Raw genomic sequence first — 16106 nt, 5'->3', positions numbered from 1 at the left:
TGTCATTAATTCTCCCTACACCCCTATATTAAGTCTTACCGCTACCAATCAAATACAGCAGTGCCATCCGCACGGCGACACCACTGGTGACTTGCGACTGAATTAGACTAAACTCTGGGTCATCCATTAAATCAGAACTAATTTCCACGCCACGGTTAACAGGGCCAGGATGTAATACTTTGACATTAGGCTTGCACAATTGCAACTTTTGTCGGGTAATACCAAATAACTGATGATATTCTCGCAAACTAGGTAATAAATGCGCTGTCATCCGTTCTTTTTGCAGGCGTAAAGTCATCACAAAATCAGCATCTTGTAAGGCTGGTTCTAATTGCCAATGTAAAAATAGTTGACCGTTAAGTGTATCTGTTTTTTCCCCAAATATATACTCAGCAAATAATTTTGGTAACAGGGTAGGTGGTGCAGCAAGATGCACTTGTGCGCCACTCGCAATTAAACTCCAAATATTTGATCGCGCTACACGAGAATGTAAAATATCTCCAACGATCGCAATCTTTTTCCCTTGTAACAGTTCTATACGAGGATTTTCGTGATCGACTAAACTACAGATGGTAAATAAATCGAGTAGTGCTTGAGAAGGATGTTCGTGTTGACCATCGCCAGCATTGAGGACGCTAACTCGTACTCCTAAATTATCCATTTCTTGAGCGATCGCATTTGGTACACCAGCTTCCTTATGGCGGATTACCATAATATCAGTACCCATCGCTAAATAAGTCTTGGCTGTATCGAGAATTGTCTCTCCTTTCGTCATCGAAGAAGTAGAAGCCGCGAAATTTAAGGTATCCGCGCTTAAACGTTTAGCAGCTAATTCAAAACTGCTACGAGTGCGGGTAGAAGGCTCAAAAAATAAATTCGCCACCACCTGTCCTTGCAAAGTTGGTACTTTCTTTGTCCGCCGTGATAAAACTTCTTGAAAAGAAGCAGCAGTTTGCAAAACAGTATTATATTCAGCTGTAGTAAAGTCAGCTAGGGAAATTACGTGATGACGATTCCAGGTGGTAGTAGGCATAAATAACTATTCGTTGCAGTGTAAATATGCGTAGACAAGCAGAGGTGTTAGCGCAGCTTTAGCGACACAGGAGCGTCACCCAGAGGGCTTGTCCTTAGACATCAGCTTCTCTAGCAATATTTACTTTCAGTATGCAGAGGTAATGATAGCATCTTAGCAAGGTAGCTCTGTACTTTTGGAGTTTCCTAAGAACCGCGCCAAAATAACTTGAACACCTATTGGTAAAACTTATTTTTACAGGATAAGTTAGGGCTTTTTCCTGTACAGTGACTAATTGTTTGTCGTCGTGACAAATTATTGTCATTTATTAAATGCTTGTACAGCAAGAGTTTTAGCTATTCAAAAGGTATTACATTATTTCTTGGTAGTTTCTGCAACAGTTCTTGGGGAATCTCCTCAAAGTGTTCCAGCAGAAAGTTCATCAGTGCAAGGTGGCGTAAATCGGCTGGCATGGGGCGGCGGTAGTTTTTACCTCTCGCAAACCAACGCCGAACAGTGGACAGGGAACGATGTCTGACGACAAGCCACTTCGTGTCTACGCAAATCTGCGCCATTTCTTCATAACTCACTTGCCACTTGGTGTAAAACTGCTTGGGAGTCATACCTAATTGACAATAACTGTAGAATTGCATCAAATCTTGCTCTCGCTGCTTGAGTGGATGAGGATTCATAACTATGACTCCTCACCCATTGGTTCTAAATCTTCCTCCCAAGCAATATCCGCAGATGACCAAGCTGCACTCTGGCTCTCTTTGCTTAACCAAATCAGATAGCACCAACTCCAGCAGCAGCGATCGCTTGCAAAGCTATAAAATCTACCAATGACAATACCCCAGTCAGTATCGCTTTCATGAGAAAGCCAACGCAAGCGATCGCCATATAAAAATCTGGGTGTTTTGGCGACATCAGGAAAGTTAGTGGGAAGCTCGATAGATGCGTTTGGGTATTTGAGGTTAATCAAATCTAGGGCTATATCTTGGTGATTGTGCCGGATGAGATGGACATAAGCCCCAAGCAATTTACCATTGATGCTGTGAGTTAACGCAGAAATCAGAATTGCCGCTAGAGTTTCTATTTCTGGCTGCTGGAGTTGCATCCAGATGCTCTCAAAGTCTGCGTCAGAGTAGTTTTTGAGCTTTGCTAGTAATTCGGTGATGCCGAAATCATCTAAAGCTTGTTGATAAGCTCGGTGTTGATCTGTTTTATAGCTAACAGGCTTTAACATTGTATATGTCTCCTGTGATATGGGGGCCAAAAGCCAGCATCCGCCCTGAGAAAGTTGATGGCTGGCTTTTGACTTATAAGTAATTATACGCAATAACGAAGTATTTTTATGTTAATTAGTGTGTTTTTATGTAATAAATATAAAAACACACTAATTTGCTTATGATAGTGATATGGGAAAAGTAACTGTAACTATTTACATGGAAGAAAAAGACAAAGAAGCCCTGCAAAAATTGGCTGATGCAGAGGAGCGTTCTTTGTCTCAAATGGCGGTGTTAATTTTGAAACGAGCGATTAAACAAGCTCAGAATGAGGGACAATGACACCAAAATAATTTGTAGTTGCTTGAAGAAGCAATGCCTGCGGCGGGCTACGCCAACGCATCTTGATGGGTTGTCAAAAGTTGGGAGAGTACGATCGCAATTTTCCACAATTGGAGTTAACAGTATTCAGCGATCGCCTGCAAGCTGATTGAATGCGAAACGCTAGGAAGTTATCAGGCTGTTAAAACTTGCTTTGCTGCGACTTCCATCAGTTTCTCACTGCTATCTCGTCCTTGTTTCAATTTGGCTTCTAGGGTATCGCAGAGTGACATCAGGCGATCGCACTTCTCTACAATCCGTTTTTGTTCTTCCAGTGGAGGAAAAGGTAAAAACAACTTTTTGAAAGCTGTCACGTTAAAAGCAGGTTGTGCAGTAAATTTTACAATTTTGTCTAATTGTTCTTTAAATATTGGGCTTTTCAGAAAATATAAAATAAATTTTTTATTCACTTGTGGATGAAGTGTTATTTTTAGCATATTAGCTGGAATTATGCGCATCAGTCAACAATTCAAAATTTTGAAAAAATGTATCTACTTTCATTTAAACGGATTCACAATTTGTAATTGACTATCTACCACTAACCCATCCTGCATATCTTCAGAATAGAGAATACTTGCTCCCGCAGCTAAAGCACAAGCAACAATTAAACTATCCCAAAAAGAGAAATTAAATCGACTGCGGAGGTTAGAAGCAGATTCAAAAATAGATAGGTTAAACTCTACCACAGTGCAACGACGATAAAGCGACTGAATCACCGCTTTCACTTGCTCCTCATTAAAGGCTGCTTTTTTCAGTAAATTGCTAGAAATTTCATTGATAACCTGTGTACTGATAATTATTCCTTCAGCGTCCGTAATAGAAATAGCAAGATTACGCTTTCTTTCTCTTTCTGCAACTTCTATTTTTTGGTCGTCAAACAAACGATAAAGCCAAACATTTGTATCAACGAATGATGCACCAGATGTCATAATTAGCGATTGTAAATTTCTTCACGGCTGAGAAATCCATCCACCTGCACAGGGTTCTCTGTCAATTCATCAATTATGTCTCTTTTTCGAGATGACTTTTGCTTTACCAAAACAATTACCTTAATATCATCTCCTTCACCGAGTTCTTGTTTGTACTCATCAGGAATCTGAATTAAACCATTTTGAATCTTTGCTTGAAATTCAATTGCATTTAGCATATTTAATTCCTTTTATCTAGGGAATATAAATCAATTTTAACCGCATTTTTCTATCACTCGTCTCTCTCCAATGCTTCAATCGCGCAATGGTCGTGCCAAAGTATTATCATGTTCTGCTGATGGCACATCAATACCATGTAAAATCAGATTCGTCACGCAAAGGTTAAAAGGTAACGGCTTTTTCTCAGTCCCGCGAATCGTCTGTTGCAGAATTTCTGGAACATCAGCACTTTGAAAATGTTGGCGAATGTAATCAATAGCTGCTGTTAAAAAGCCACCTGTACCGCAAGCTGGATCAAATACAATTTCGCCTAATTGCGGCTTGATTCTATCTACAATGAACTTTGTCACCGCACGGGGAGTATAATATTCTCCGGCATTTCCCGCACTCTGCAAATCTTTAAGAATTTTCTCGTAAATTTCGTTCTTCTTCACGAGCATCAAAGACTTTGAGGAAAATCATCCAAACTAACTGGCTGATGCGTTGCGCGTCACCATCAACGCCCGCATCTTTCCTCATGATCAGAACGTACGCATTGACAGGAATCTGACTATGTGTAATCAAGCCCATCTTTTGTTCAAGATGTTCCAGAATGAAGTCACGAGCCACCTGAAGAGACAAATTTCTCTGGACTTCATACCAGTTTTCAATTAACTCCTTGGTTCGCATTAATTCTAGTTGTGTGAAGGCACGGATAGCACTAAAAAAGTGAGTTTTAATTGCCTCAGAGTCAGGCAATAAATCATCGTAAGATATTTATTTGCTTGCCTACAGATTTACGCAATTTAGAATTTTATTCTTTATTTAATTTAACCGGAATCTCAATGATAAATTCTGTACCTTGACCTGGAGCGGATTTTAAACTAATGTGTCCCTGATGATCTTCAATGATTTGATAGCTAATTGATAATCCTAAGCCAGTTCCTTTATTAACTGGTTTAGTGGTAAAGAAGGGATCAAATATTTTAGGCTGGATTTCTGGATGAATGCCCACTCCGTTATCACTGATAATAATTTTGGCTATTTGCGAAGCAGTAATTTCAGTTTTAATTACAATTTGTTTTTCTTGAGATTTATTTTGTGGTTCTAAAACAGCATCGATCGCATTGTTTAAAATATTCATGAATACTTGATTCAAGTCAGCAGGATAACATTCAATTTGTGGTAAATTACCATACTCCTTAATAATTTGAATATCCTGCCTGAGGCGATGTTTTAAGAGTAATAAGGTACTTTCAATTCCATCGTGGATATTAACGTTTTTTTTGCCAGCTTGGTCTAACCGAGAAAAGTTTCTTAATGATAAAACTATTTCGCTAATACGCTCAGTACCTAGTTGCATCGAGCCGAGAACTTTATGTATATCATCTAAAATAAATTCCAGATTAATATCTGCAATTTTTTCTTGCAGCGCATCTGTTAATTCTGGATGCTCTTGCTGATAAAGTTTAATTAATTCTACTAAAGATTCAATATAGCTATTTATATATTTATAATTACCATTAATAAAGTTTAGCGGGTTATTAATTTCGTGGGCTAAACCTGCAACCATTCGCCCTAAACCCGACATTTTTTCTGTCTGAACTAATTGTACTTGTGTTGTTTGTAATTGCCGGAGTGTATGTTCTAATTTCTGTGTTTGTAGTTGAGCAGTAATGGTGGCGTTGGTGAGGGCTTTAAGGTTATTGTAGGCTTTAGAATGATAGCGAATCCGAGCAATCAACTCAATTGGGTCGGGTAACTTAATTAGATAGTCATTTGCACCTTCAGAAAAGGCATCTGCTTTTAATTTTGCTTCTTCTTTACTAGATAGCATGACAATAGGAATGTCACGAGTTGCGGGGTGAGAACGAAACCAGCGCAACAGCATGATTCCATCTAAATCTGGCATAACCATATCTAGAAGAATTACCGTTGGCGAAAATGCGATCGCCTTTTGGATTGCTTGGGTCGGATCATTTATATAATGAAAGGAAATATCTGAAGCAGTAGAGAGCAGTCTGCAAACTGCTTCACCAATAATTACTTGGTCGTCAATTAATATTACCCTGGCCTGATCTGAATCTACATTTCCTAAAGCGGACATAGATTCAGGCACTTTTGCAGCCATATAATTAGGTAATATCTTTTGCGTATTTGTTAATTGTGTAAGAGTTTCTACTTGCATTGTTCTATTGCATTAATTTAATAAAAAATTTAATTAATACAATATTATCTTGCTTTTAAAACTTTTCTATTTTTGTATTATTTTGTAAAAATTCAGTATATCTGCCACATTTAAATAATATATATTCTGATTTTATTGAACTAGATTATTAGTAATTTTTCTAATAATTAATATCCGGAAGAAACCAAACAAGAAAAAATAAGTAATTTTACGATATTCTTATGTAATAAAAACACATTTTATTACCAAGCTGATAAGGAGTGAGCGCAAGCTGATGCGATCGCCTCAACTGGTAAAATTTCTACAGCCGCATTCAATTCCGCCGCCGCTTTCGGCATACCGTAAATAATACTAGTGCTGCGGTCTTGAGCGATGGTATGCCAACGCGCATCTCGCATCATTTTTAAACCTTGAGCGCCATCCCGCCCCATACCTGTGAGTAAGACTCCGACACCTTTTCCAGCCCAGTTTTTAACCGCACTTTTAAAAAAGACATCAATCGACGGATGATAAGAACAATCCGATGGTTCTTGCTCATAGCCCAGGGTTTGGTTAGAACGCAACACCAAATGATTATTTGTCCCCGCCAGAAAAATCTTCCCTGGTTGGAGGTAAGAATTAGCACTGGCTACTTCCACAGACAAAGGAGTTTGTTCGTTTAACCAACTGGCAAAACTAGGAGTAAACTGAGCATCTAAATGTTGCACAATAACTATAGCAGCAGACAAATCTTGCGGAAATTGCGAGATAATTTTGACTAATGCTTGCGGCCCACCTGTAGAAGCACCAATCGCAATCAAAGAAGGTAAATTATTGTGTTTGTTTGGGATGCTTTGGCGAGGAGATTTATCAATTAATTTGGCAATAGTAGAGATTTTTTTTAGTAGTCCACTACTACCTTCCATAGGTGTATTGATGGCATCTAAAGCACCATAAGCCATTGCTTCAAAAACTTTGCCAGCGTAACGATTAACACTGGCAGTTACCATCATAATTGCACAGGGAGATTGGTTCATGATTTGCTTGGTGGCTTCAGCTCCATCCATATTTGGCATCAGCACATCCATCAAAATTAAGTCGGGGGTATCTACTGCACATTTGGTGACAGCTTCCGCGCCATCATAAGCAACCCAAGCCACATCATAATCTGGGATTTTGGCAATGGTACGCCGGATGACCTCTACGGCTATACCCATATCGTTAACAATGGCAATTCTCATCATTTGCACCCAGTTGGAAGAGGTAGTATCCTTTCCAAACCTTACATCATATCCGACTAATCAGTTGTGATTCAAGGCATAGGTGCAGAAAGTACAAAACCCTCTGCGGTCTTCATGATAAGACTTTCAACTGAGACGACACTACGCCTCGCCAATTAGGTCGAGTACGGCGTTTAACAAAGTGTCATCATGAAAACTGCTCTTAGTTAGATAGTAATTTGCCCCTGCTTCTAAGCCACGAATTCTATCTTCTTCTCGGTCTTTGTAAGAAACGATAATTACAGGTGTCTGCTTTAATTTGTCATGGGTTTTGATTTTAGTGGTAAATTCAAAACCATTCATTCTCGGCATATCAATATCGGTAATTACCAAATTGTAATCACTACTGCGGATGGCGTTCCATCCATCCATTCCATTAACTGCAACTTCGACTTTATAACCCTTGTTTTCTAACAGTTTACGCTCCATTTCGCGGACTGTAATCGAATCATCTACCACCAAAACACGCTTGTAAGTTTTGGCAACTTCTTGCTGAGAGGAATGATTGACTTGGCTGAGTTGTCCACTAGAAAGTAGTTTGGCAATGGAACGGACTAAATCTTCAATATCGATAATTAACACTGGTGAACCATCATCTAATAGCGCGGCGGCACTGATATTGGGAACTTTGCCTAAACGCGGGTCGAGAGGACGAACAACTAAACTGCATTCACCAATAAATTTATCTACAACTACACCATAGCGGCTGAAGCGATCGCTCACAATCACCACTGGCAAAAATTCAGAATTTCCTACCGACGCTGGCAATTCTAGAACTTGATGGGCTGCAATTAATGCTACCGCTTGGTCGTTGACCATGAAAAATGGTTGATTCTCAGACACTACAATTGCTGACCTGGGAACCATCAGCACCTGATCAATACGTGCCAAACCAAAGGCGTAAGGTTCATTAGCGATTTCAACTACTAGAGTCCGCAATACTGACAGTGTGAGGGGTAGCTGTAAGTAAAAGCTCATACCCATCCCAAACTGAGAAACCGCCCGTAAATTGCCGCCAACTTCCCGGACTGTGCTGTGTGCCACATCCAAACCTACGCCCCGACCAGAAATTTCTGTAACTGTCTTGGCTGTGGAAAATCCAGGTAAAAATAAGAAATCCATTAATTCGGCTTCAGTGAGTTTTGCTGCCATTTCTGGAGTAGTCAGGTTTTTATTGACAATCTCTTGACGCAAAAATTCTATATTTATTCCGCGACCATCATCTGACACGGTAATTAATAACATTCCGGCACGATGCACAACTTCGATCCGAATTGTGCCGGTTTCGGGTTTACCTGCGGCTAAACGTTCTTGGGGTGTCTCGATACCGTGGTCTATGGCGTTACGCAGAAGATGAGTTAAAGGTGCTTCTAACCGTTCGAGAATGTCCCTGTCTACTAGGGTGGATTTGCCAATAATTTCGAGTTTGATGCGTTTATCTAATTGTCTAGCCATGTCCCGCACCATGCGAGGAAAGCCTTGTCCGCCTTCGCCAAAGGGACTCATGTGAGTGGCGATGACTTGCCGATATAGGCGGTCTGCAAGGTTAGTCGATCGCTGACAATATAACTGGAGTTCATTATGGCGATCGCCTAATAGCTGGCGGCATTCACTAGCTGTTTGACTTACCGCACTCATTTGTTCTTGTATCTGACGGTCTATCAAATGTCGAGAATGCTTATTACCTAATAGTTCTTGTAATCCTTCTAATAAGCCAAATAACTGTGTGTGAGTAGTTTTTAATTTTAATAGCGAGTCGGTAAAATTTTCCAACCACTTGGCCTCAACCAACGACTCTCCAGCTAATCCCATCAAGCAGTTGAGATTTTCTGCCCCTACCCGCACAACTCGATTTTGTACAGGTTCGGGTTTTTCCCCTGAGTTAAAAACCTGAGATGGCGGCATAACCCAAGGTGATTCTTTAGAGGTTGGTTCTAAAATTACTGGTAGTGGTTGACTGACAGCTGGAGAATTGCCAATATTAGCGATCGCAGTTACTAAATATTGAATGCTGGCTGCATCTGGAAATTGAGGATTAGAGTTACCTTCACAAGCTTGGCCGATATGCAGCAACATATCTACAGCCGCCAGCAGCACATCAATATCAGCCGCAGTTAGCCGAATTTTTTCCGCCTGCGCTGCTACAAAGCAGTCTTCCATCCCATGCGCCAGGGTGACAACAGAATCTAGTTCGACAATTCTGGCTGCACCTTTAATAGAATGTGCTGCACGCATTAAAGCTGCTAATTCTTCCTGGGAGTGGGATTGAGTTTCTAGTACCAACAGGCTATGGTTTAAGACAGCACACTGGGTTTTCACCTCCATGCTAAATAAATCTAGCAAGGAAAATTGGCTATAATCTGGTTGTTTTGTCATCGCCATACCTTCCTATTTAAAGTGGTGAATAATAATTCTTCATCCAAATAGCTCAGACTTTTATCCTGCCAATAAAAAAATCCTTTGGTGAAGTTTTGAGTTGTCGCCGTCATACTATTTGGTGTATCTCGTAATTCATGTTGATGAAATCGCTGTACACCGTAGAGTTCATCTACAGGAAATACCCAAACACTACCGCCTTTTTCTACTACTACCATGCGGGGATATACTATAGGGCTGAAAGCTTCTACTGTGGTGTCAGCAATTTCTAAATTCAGCAGATGGGTTAACGAGATACACAATTGTAATTCGCCCCGAATATTAACCAATCCCCGTAATATTTGGTTACTACGATGGGGTACGGTATGAATCAAACTAGGAGATATAGTTTCTTGAAAAACTCCTGTAGACAACGCTAGCCATTCTCGCTGCAAACGAAATATAACTACTGTTAAAGTTGCTGTGGTGGTTAAATTCTCAGACTCGCGTCTTTGTTCTATAAATAACTTACTCCACTCATGGCGATAATTTTCTGGTACAGTGCGTTCAAGTAAATTGCGTCCAATCTTTGAGTAAACAGGACAATTACGACAATGAATAAAATTCGTTAACTCTTGACAAGAGCGATCGCCGCCAATCCCGATGATTTTGTAACAATACTCTTGGTTGATATAATCAGTAGTATTCATGGCAGCTAATTAATAATTTGAATAAATCAAAGATTTATAATTTAAACTTTCGGCTTGCATTTTTAATGTATTATTTTTCGATAGATTAATAGATTATCCTGGCTTGTAAATATTATAAAAACATCCAGGAATTCTTAGCTGTCTTCTTTGCTATTGCCTATTGCCTGAGTAAACAAGTATGCTCAGTAATCAAACCAAATTATTATATTTTACAAATGTGATGAGCTAGATTCAGCAAAATTAGAAATTGAGTTTTCACCTTTGAGTTTGAAGCGAGAAATCTCTTGTCGCAAAACTTGAGCAACTTGACTAAGTTGAGAAATAGCATTATTAATTTCTCTTAAAGAACCAGCCGTTTGAGCAGAAGTATTGCTTAACTGAGTCATCGCCTCGCTAATTTGCAACGCGCCTTGAGATTGAGTTTCCATACCTTGATTAACCGATTCAAATCGAGGTGATAACTCTTGTACTTGTTCGATAATTTGACCTACCTGAGTGCTAATATTAGCCACATCTTCTACACTGCGTCCTACTTCTGTGGCGAACTTATCCATTTCCATTACGCCTGTAGACACAGAAGATTGCATTTGTTTAACCATCTGTTCAATATCTAAAGTAGCGACTGCGGTTTGGTCTGCTAAACGGCGAATTTCCCTAGCCACTACAGCAAAACCTAAGCCATATTCCCCAGCTTTTTCGGCTTCAATAGCTGCATTCAAAGACAGCAAATTTGTTTGGTCTGCGACTTTAGTGATGGTGACCACAATATTATTAATATTGTTAGCTTTTTCGCTAATTACTCCTAGCCTAGCTGCAATTGAGTTGGTCGCTTCTGCTAATTGACGCATGGTAGCTTCCATCCGCAACAAATCTTTTTGACTATCGCTAGCTGCAATTGTTGTACTTTGCGACATAGCAGCAACTTCTTCCATTGTTTTTACAAGTTCTCTGGAAGTAGCAGAAATTTCTTTCGCGGCGGCTGCAACTTCATTTGTTGAAGCTACTTGTTCTGTTAGTGTAGCTTCTAATTGTTTACCAGATGCTGCTATTTGCGTTGCTGAAGAAGTTGCCTGAATACCAGATTGTTGTACTTTTCGGATCAGATTACTAAGGTTTTGGGCCATGTTTTTCAAAGTCACCATCAGCTTACCAATCACATCATTGGAAGTTGCTTCTACCTCAACTGTTAAATCACCATCAGACACCTTTTCTGCTAAATTAAAAGCATTTTGTAAAGAACTGCTCAAAGCTCGGCTTGGAATCAGAATAATAGCAAGACAAACTGCTATTACCGTTATTACAAGCATTACATAAGTTGACCAAATAACTAAGTTAGAAAAATTTTGCAGTTGATTAACTTGCTGTTGTCTTTCTTTTAACTCCTCATCTTCAACTAGCAGCATTCTTTCAATTTCTTTTCTAAGATTATCCATTACATTTTTGCCTTTGTTGGCATAAAAGTAATTTAGTAACTCTTGTTGTTTATTTAACTTTTTAAGTTGGATGGTTTCTTCAGATATTTTATTTTTTTGTTCTGATAATTCTTGAATTTTATTTAAACTAGCTATTTTTAAATCGTCATTTTTTAACTCTAACTCTAGTTCATCAAAAATTGCAATTATCTGTTCTTTTGCTTTATTAAAAGGTTCTAAATATTCTGGTCTATTGGTAATAATAAATCCTCGCTGCCCAGTTTCTGAATCTACTAAAAGCTTTTCTAATTGGTTTAAGTTTCCTTTTATTTGGTAATTTTTGGTGACTAAATTGGCATTATCTACTAATTCTTCATTAGTTTTTTTAGTAATAAAAGCTGTAATACTAGCTAATATTACTATTAGCCCACATCCAGCTACTACAAATTGGTTCAGTCTTAGCCCTTGCCGCATATCTTTACCTTGTCCTCAAATGATGCAAACAGAATTTAATTAACTTCTCGAAATTCTCTAGCTATAGAAAGATAATCAAGACATACAAAATATCTTGTAAGTGCAAGCTTTCCCATGTCAGCAAGCAGACAAACAAGTTGTAAGTAAAAGATATGAAAATTAATAATTTGTTACCTGGAGGAATCCGGTTTGATTACTGAACATACAGGTGTAGTAAGGCAATAGGAAAGATAGCAGATGGAAATGTACTGATTTTTTCAAAAATTAAATATGAGTCCTATAGCAGAAATATCTATTACACCACAAATCATATTTATTGTTTATGATGAAGTCGGTGAATGCGTTGCCACAGCAAATGAGCATTTGTCATGTCGCCCTGATGTTCTCGCAGCAATGCTAAATGAATTAAAGCTTCTTCGTGATTTGGTTGCAGATAAATTGCTTTTTGAAAGGATGTTGCAGCTTGTTCATTTTGTCCCATCGCTTGTTGCACTTGACCAAGCAGTACATAGGCTTCAACGTTCACCAAATTTTTGTTGAGATAGTCTTGGCAAAGTTGGCAAGCTTGCTGCAAAGAGCCTTGGTCAGCTAAAGTTTTAGCAGTATCTAGCAAGCTTGTCTGCTGAATTTGTTGCTGCTGCGATTTGGGATGGTGAGCGATGCGCTGTCTTGGTTGAATGAAACGGTGCTTTTTGCGATCGCCTGGGCTACTATATTTTGCTACAGTTCGAGAAACATTTGTCTTGCGATAGGCAAATGCCATAGAGTGCGGCACTAATGTAAAGCGCGAATTTAGCAATAAACCTGTTTCTGCATGACCCACAAATAACAAACCATCCGGAACAATTAATCGTTCTAAGGTGCGGATAGTGCGTTCTTTGGTACTGCGGTCAAAATAAATTAACAAGTTGCGGCAAAAGACAACATCATAGGATGCGGCAGCAACCATAAAATCGGGAGCTGCTAAATTAGCTTGGCGAAAATGCACTAAATTTCTGATCTGTTCACACAGTTTATATCCCGTCTGGGTTGGTTGAAAATAGCGTTCTTGAAAAGATAAAGTATTGCTACGAAAAGAATATTTGTCGTAAATTGCTTTTTGAGCGGCTAACAAACATTTTTTACTAATATCAATAGCATCAATGTGAAAGTTAGCTGGATTTAACCCAGCTTCTAAAAGAGCGATCGCAATTGAATAAGGCTCTTCCCCAGTAGAACATGGTACGCTTAAAATCCGCAATACTTTAGTAGTGCGATTTTTCAACCATTCCGATTGAATATATTTTTGCAAAAACTTAAATGATTCTCGCTCCCGAAAAAACCAAGTTTCCGGAACAATCACATTATCAATTAATGCTTCCCATTCAGATGTAGATTCCTGCACCCGTTCCAAATAGCAGGCTATATCTGTAATTTTGCTATCTGCCATCCTCTGGTCAATCGCTCTAGCAATGTTAGCCGAGCCTATTGAACTTGCATCTAAACCAATTTTTAGTCTCAGTAAAGCTTCACCATCAGAATATGTCATTTGTTCAACGATGGATGCTCCAAAAGCATTATTTAGTTTGCTGGCAAAAGATACACCTGTTCGGACTCTGATAACAAATATTCAATCCGCAGACATTGAATCATGCCTTGCTCGTCTAAAATCATTTTACCCAGATATGGGGCTGCACCTATCTGGACATTGGTATCTACTAACTCTGTATTTGATTTATGCAATGTTTCTACAACTCGCTCTGCCATTAAACCAACAACAGAAGACTTCGCAACATCCCCTCCCCAATAGTTCACCAGAATAATTCGAGAACTTAAGTGTTGAGAGCAAGGTTTACCCGACATCAACTGACATAAATCTAATACAGGAACAACCTGTCCTCGATAGTTAAACACACCCGCAAAATAATCAGGTGCATGAGGAAGGATATTGAGGCTAACAAGTGGTAAAACTTCTATAACCTGCTGACTAGCTAGAGCATAACGCTGATTATTTATGTAGAAGAGTAATAGTAACATCAGTCCACCTCACCCAGCCTGATAACAAGGGTTCTTTCTTAAGATAGCCTTACTATTCTGTAATACCAATTCACGTCTGATATAAATTATCCAAATCAACGAAATATCAAGAATTATCCGTCCTGTGAGACGCGTAATTCGTAAGCTTTGACAACAACTAGGTGGGCCTGGTATTGATACCCAAAGAGTATTAGGAGTTGGCACAGCCCAGCGTAATTTTGCCGCAGCATTATTAGTCGGGACGAGTAATTTTGAAGACCCTAATGTAGTAAGCATTATCAGGGTGACGAGTTTATTAATGATGGTGATAGTTATCATTGCTGGGCCAAAGTTTATCGAAATAGACCAAGCAATAGACGCAGATATTAAACAGCTAGAGGTTTGATACTCTTTGGGCCTAAGGATACAGAGGGGATGTGACTCAATTCTTACCAAGGTACTCGTCATATTCTCTAGAGATAATTTTTACTCAAGCTTTTTATTATCCCATTTCATTTATATTAAGGATGATTCTATTGCATTGCTTGCCGCGATCGTAAATCATATAGCAATCCTATTGGATTGACCAACTACTCGTGGGGGCAGGCAATAGGCAATAGGTTTTTGTGTGGGTCTCATGGAAGCTTGCTATATATGAAAAAATTATTGATTACCGGAGCCAGTGGTTTTTTAGGATGGCATCTTTGCCAACTTGCAAAACAAGAATGGGAAGTTTATGGCACTTATTACTCCCATTTTATCGAAATTCCGGGAGTCAAAACGCTTAAGGTCAAACTCAACAACTTTCAAGACCTCAAGCAGATATTTAGTCAAATTAATCCAGCCGCAGTTATTCATACAGCAGCACAATCACAACCAAACTTTTGTCAAACCTATCCACAACAATCACACACAATTAACGTCACCACATCATGCAATATAGCTGGGTTGTGTGCAGATTATTCTATCCCCTGCGTTTTTACATCAACCGATTTAGTATTTAATGGTTTAAATGCACCCTATAAAGAAACTGCTCCTGTATGTCCTGTAAATATTTACGGGGAACAAAAAGTTATGGGAGAAATAGGTATGCTAGAGCGATATCCCATGACAGCAGTGTGCCGAATGCCTTTAATGTTTGGCAGAGAAACCCCCACAGCTACAAGTTTTATTCAACCATTTATTCAGACTTTAAAAGAAGATAAAGAATTAAACTTATTTATTGATGAAGTTCGCACTCCAGTTAGTGGAACAACAGCAGCTAAAGGATTATTATTAGCCTTAGAAAAAGTGAGCGGCATCATTCATCTGGGGGGAAAAGAGCGGATTTCACGTTATGATTTTGGCAAAGTATTAGTAGAAGTATTTAATCTGCCCTCTACAAAACTAAAAGGCTGCCGACAACAAGATATAAAAATGTCAGCACCCAGACCAGCAGATGTCTCTTTAGACAGTTCTCAAGCCTTCAAACTAGGTTATCAACCTTTATCGATAAAAGAAGAATTAGAAGCAATAGCAAAATTCTGATAAATTAGGTAGCTCTTTTATCCGTGTCAGTCCAGTAGTGGCGTGTTATGGCGTTAGCCTAACGCACCACATAATAACTAAAATTATCCTTACAGCAGTTTTAATCCCAATGAGGTAAATTCCTCTACTTGTACTGCACTCAAGCGAAAAACGCTGTATACAATCAATTTAAGGGTTTAACAGGAAAAATCTCATAATTTCACGAATTTTTAAAATTAGGCAATCGCCAATATAGATTAAAAATTCGCTCTCAAAGCTTCCTGGATGTAAAAAATAAAATCAGGTATTATTAGGTGCTTATTCTATTATAAACTTTGCTAGTAAGTGTCAAAGTTTATTGTATACATATATATTCGGTTTTATCAATTCAAAACTAATGAATCTGATAAACATTCAATATTAATTTTTTTCGTTAATTCACTGAGTTATGGCAGATACGA

At 38.8% G+C, this 16106-nt stretch carries 18 protein-coding genes; 2 read left to right on the top strand and 16 right to left on the bottom strand.

Features of this window, described 5'->3' with window-relative positions; translation table 11 throughout:
* Positions 1–28: 28 nt before the first annotated feature.
* The 3 genes from H6G76_RS14255 to H6G76_RS14245 form a co-directional block, all read right to left on the bottom strand.
* On the bottom strand, positions 29–1033 hold the full coding sequence (locus H6G76_RS14255) for an aspartate carbamoyltransferase catalytic subunit (protein WP_190701422.1): 1005 nt from the start codon (positions 1031–1033) through the stop codon (positions 29–31).
* Positions 1034–1368: 335 nt separating this feature from the next.
* Positions 1369–1704, bottom strand: a complete 336-nt coding sequence (locus H6G76_RS14250; protein ID WP_190701420.1) for a helix-turn-helix domain-containing protein — start codon at positions 1702–1704, stop codon at positions 1369–1371.
* A 2-nt stretch (positions 1705–1706) separates the two neighbouring features.
* Positions 1707–2258 carry a hypothetical protein gene (locus H6G76_RS14245; protein WP_190701417.1) on the bottom strand — a complete coding sequence of 184 codons (552 nt, stop codon included), beginning with the start codon at positions 2256–2258 and terminating at the stop codon, positions 1707–1709.
* 172 nt (positions 2259–2430) lie between these two features.
* On the opposite strand from H6G76_RS14245, the gene H6G76_RS14240 reads away from it, so the two are divergent.
* On the top strand, positions 2431–2580 hold the full coding sequence (locus H6G76_RS14240; RefSeq protein WP_096578840.1) for a ribbon-helix-helix domain-containing protein: 150 nt from the start codon (positions 2431–2433) through the stop codon (positions 2578–2580).
* Positions 2581–2753: 173 nt separating this feature from the next.
* Here the strand turns inward: H6G76_RS14240 and H6G76_RS14235 are convergent, their stop codons facing one another.
* From H6G76_RS14235 to H6G76_RS36990, 13 genes are all read right to left on the bottom strand, one after another.
* Entirely contained in the window at positions 2754–3056 is a 303-nt protein-coding gene (locus tag H6G76_RS14235) for a restriction endonuclease subunit S (protein WP_190701414.1), read from the bottom strand.
* 60 nt (positions 3057–3116) lie between these two features.
* Entirely contained in the window at positions 3117–3548 is a 432-nt protein-coding gene (locus H6G76_RS14230; RefSeq protein ID WP_190701412.1) for a PIN domain-containing protein, read from the bottom strand.
* Positions 3549–3550: 2 nt separating this feature from the next.
* The gene (locus H6G76_RS14225; RefSeq protein WP_190701409.1) at positions 3551–3766 is read right to left on the bottom strand and encodes a hypothetical protein; all 216 of its coding nucleotides are present in this window, start codon (positions 3764–3766) and stop codon (positions 3551–3553) included.
* Between the two features lie 75 nt (positions 3767–3841).
* Positions 3842–4201 (bottom strand): N-6 DNA methylase, encoded by a 360-nt coding sequence (locus tag H6G76_RS14220; protein WP_313934777.1) that lies wholly within the window; start codon positions 4199–4201, stop codon positions 3842–3844.
* Positions 4167–4505, bottom strand: a complete 339-nt coding sequence (locus H6G76_RS36995; RefSeq protein WP_242056390.1) for a hypothetical protein — start codon at positions 4503–4505, stop codon at positions 4167–4169. The genes H6G76_RS14220 and H6G76_RS36995 overlap by 35 nt, the downstream gene beginning before the upstream one ends.
* Before the next feature lie 55 nt (positions 4506–4560).
* Positions 4561–5934 (bottom strand): ATP-binding protein, encoded by a 1374-nt coding sequence (locus H6G76_RS14210; protein WP_190701407.1) that lies wholly within the window; start codon positions 5932–5934, stop codon positions 4561–4563.
* 242 nt (positions 5935–6176) lie between these two features.
* Positions 6177–7157 (bottom strand): chemotaxis response regulator protein-glutamate methylesterase, encoded by a 981-nt coding sequence (locus tag H6G76_RS14205; RefSeq protein WP_277883088.1) that lies wholly within the window; start codon positions 7155–7157, stop codon positions 6177–6179.
* Between the two features lie 138 nt (positions 7158–7295).
* Entirely contained in the window at positions 7296–9569 is a 2274-nt protein-coding gene (locus tag H6G76_RS14200; protein WP_190701404.1) for a hybrid sensor histidine kinase/response regulator, read from the bottom strand.
* The gene (locus H6G76_RS14195) at positions 9566–10258 is read right to left on the bottom strand and encodes a chemotaxis protein CheW (protein WP_190701401.1); all 693 of its coding nucleotides are present in this window, start codon (positions 10256–10258) and stop codon (positions 9566–9568) included. The genes H6G76_RS14200 and H6G76_RS14195 overlap by 4 nt, the downstream gene beginning before the upstream one ends.
* A 209-nt stretch (positions 10259–10467) precedes the next feature.
* Positions 10468–12144 (bottom strand): methyl-accepting chemotaxis protein, encoded by a 1677-nt coding sequence (locus tag H6G76_RS14190; protein ID WP_190701398.1) that lies wholly within the window; start codon positions 12142–12144, stop codon positions 10468–10470.
* Positions 12145–12457: 313 nt separating this feature from the next.
* Positions 12458–13672, bottom strand: coding sequence for a protein-glutamate O-methyltransferase CheR (locus H6G76_RS14185; RefSeq protein WP_190701395.1), 1215 nt, complete (start codon positions 13670–13672; stop codon positions 12458–12460).
* A 32-nt stretch (positions 13673–13704) separates the two neighbouring features.
* The gene (locus H6G76_RS14180) at positions 13705–14160 is read right to left on the bottom strand and encodes a chemotaxis protein CheW (RefSeq protein ID WP_190701392.1); all 456 of its coding nucleotides are present in this window, start codon (positions 14158–14160) and stop codon (positions 13705–13707) included.
* Positions 14161–14169: 9 nt separating this feature from the next.
* A complete protein-coding gene (locus tag H6G76_RS36990) occupies positions 14170–14436 on the bottom strand; it encodes a hypothetical protein (protein ID WP_242056389.1) in 267 nt (88 codons plus the stop codon).
* Between the two features lie 357 nt (positions 14437–14793).
* Here H6G76_RS36990 and H6G76_RS14170 point away from each other — a divergent pair, with 357 nt between their 5' ends.
* Positions 14794–15666, top strand: a complete 873-nt coding sequence (locus H6G76_RS14170) for an NAD(P)-dependent oxidoreductase (RefSeq protein ID WP_190701389.1) — start codon at positions 14794–14796, stop codon at positions 15664–15666.
* Positions 15667–16106: the final 440 nt, after the last annotated feature.

It is taken from the genome of Nostoc sp. FACHB-152, assembly GCF_014697475.1.
Taxonomy (GTDB): Bacteria; Cyanobacteriota; Cyanobacteriia; order Cyanobacteriales; family Nostocaceae; genus Nostoc_B.
The sequence above is the reverse complement of the archived record's forward strand: the minus strand, read 5'-3'. Positions and strand labels throughout refer to the sequence as shown.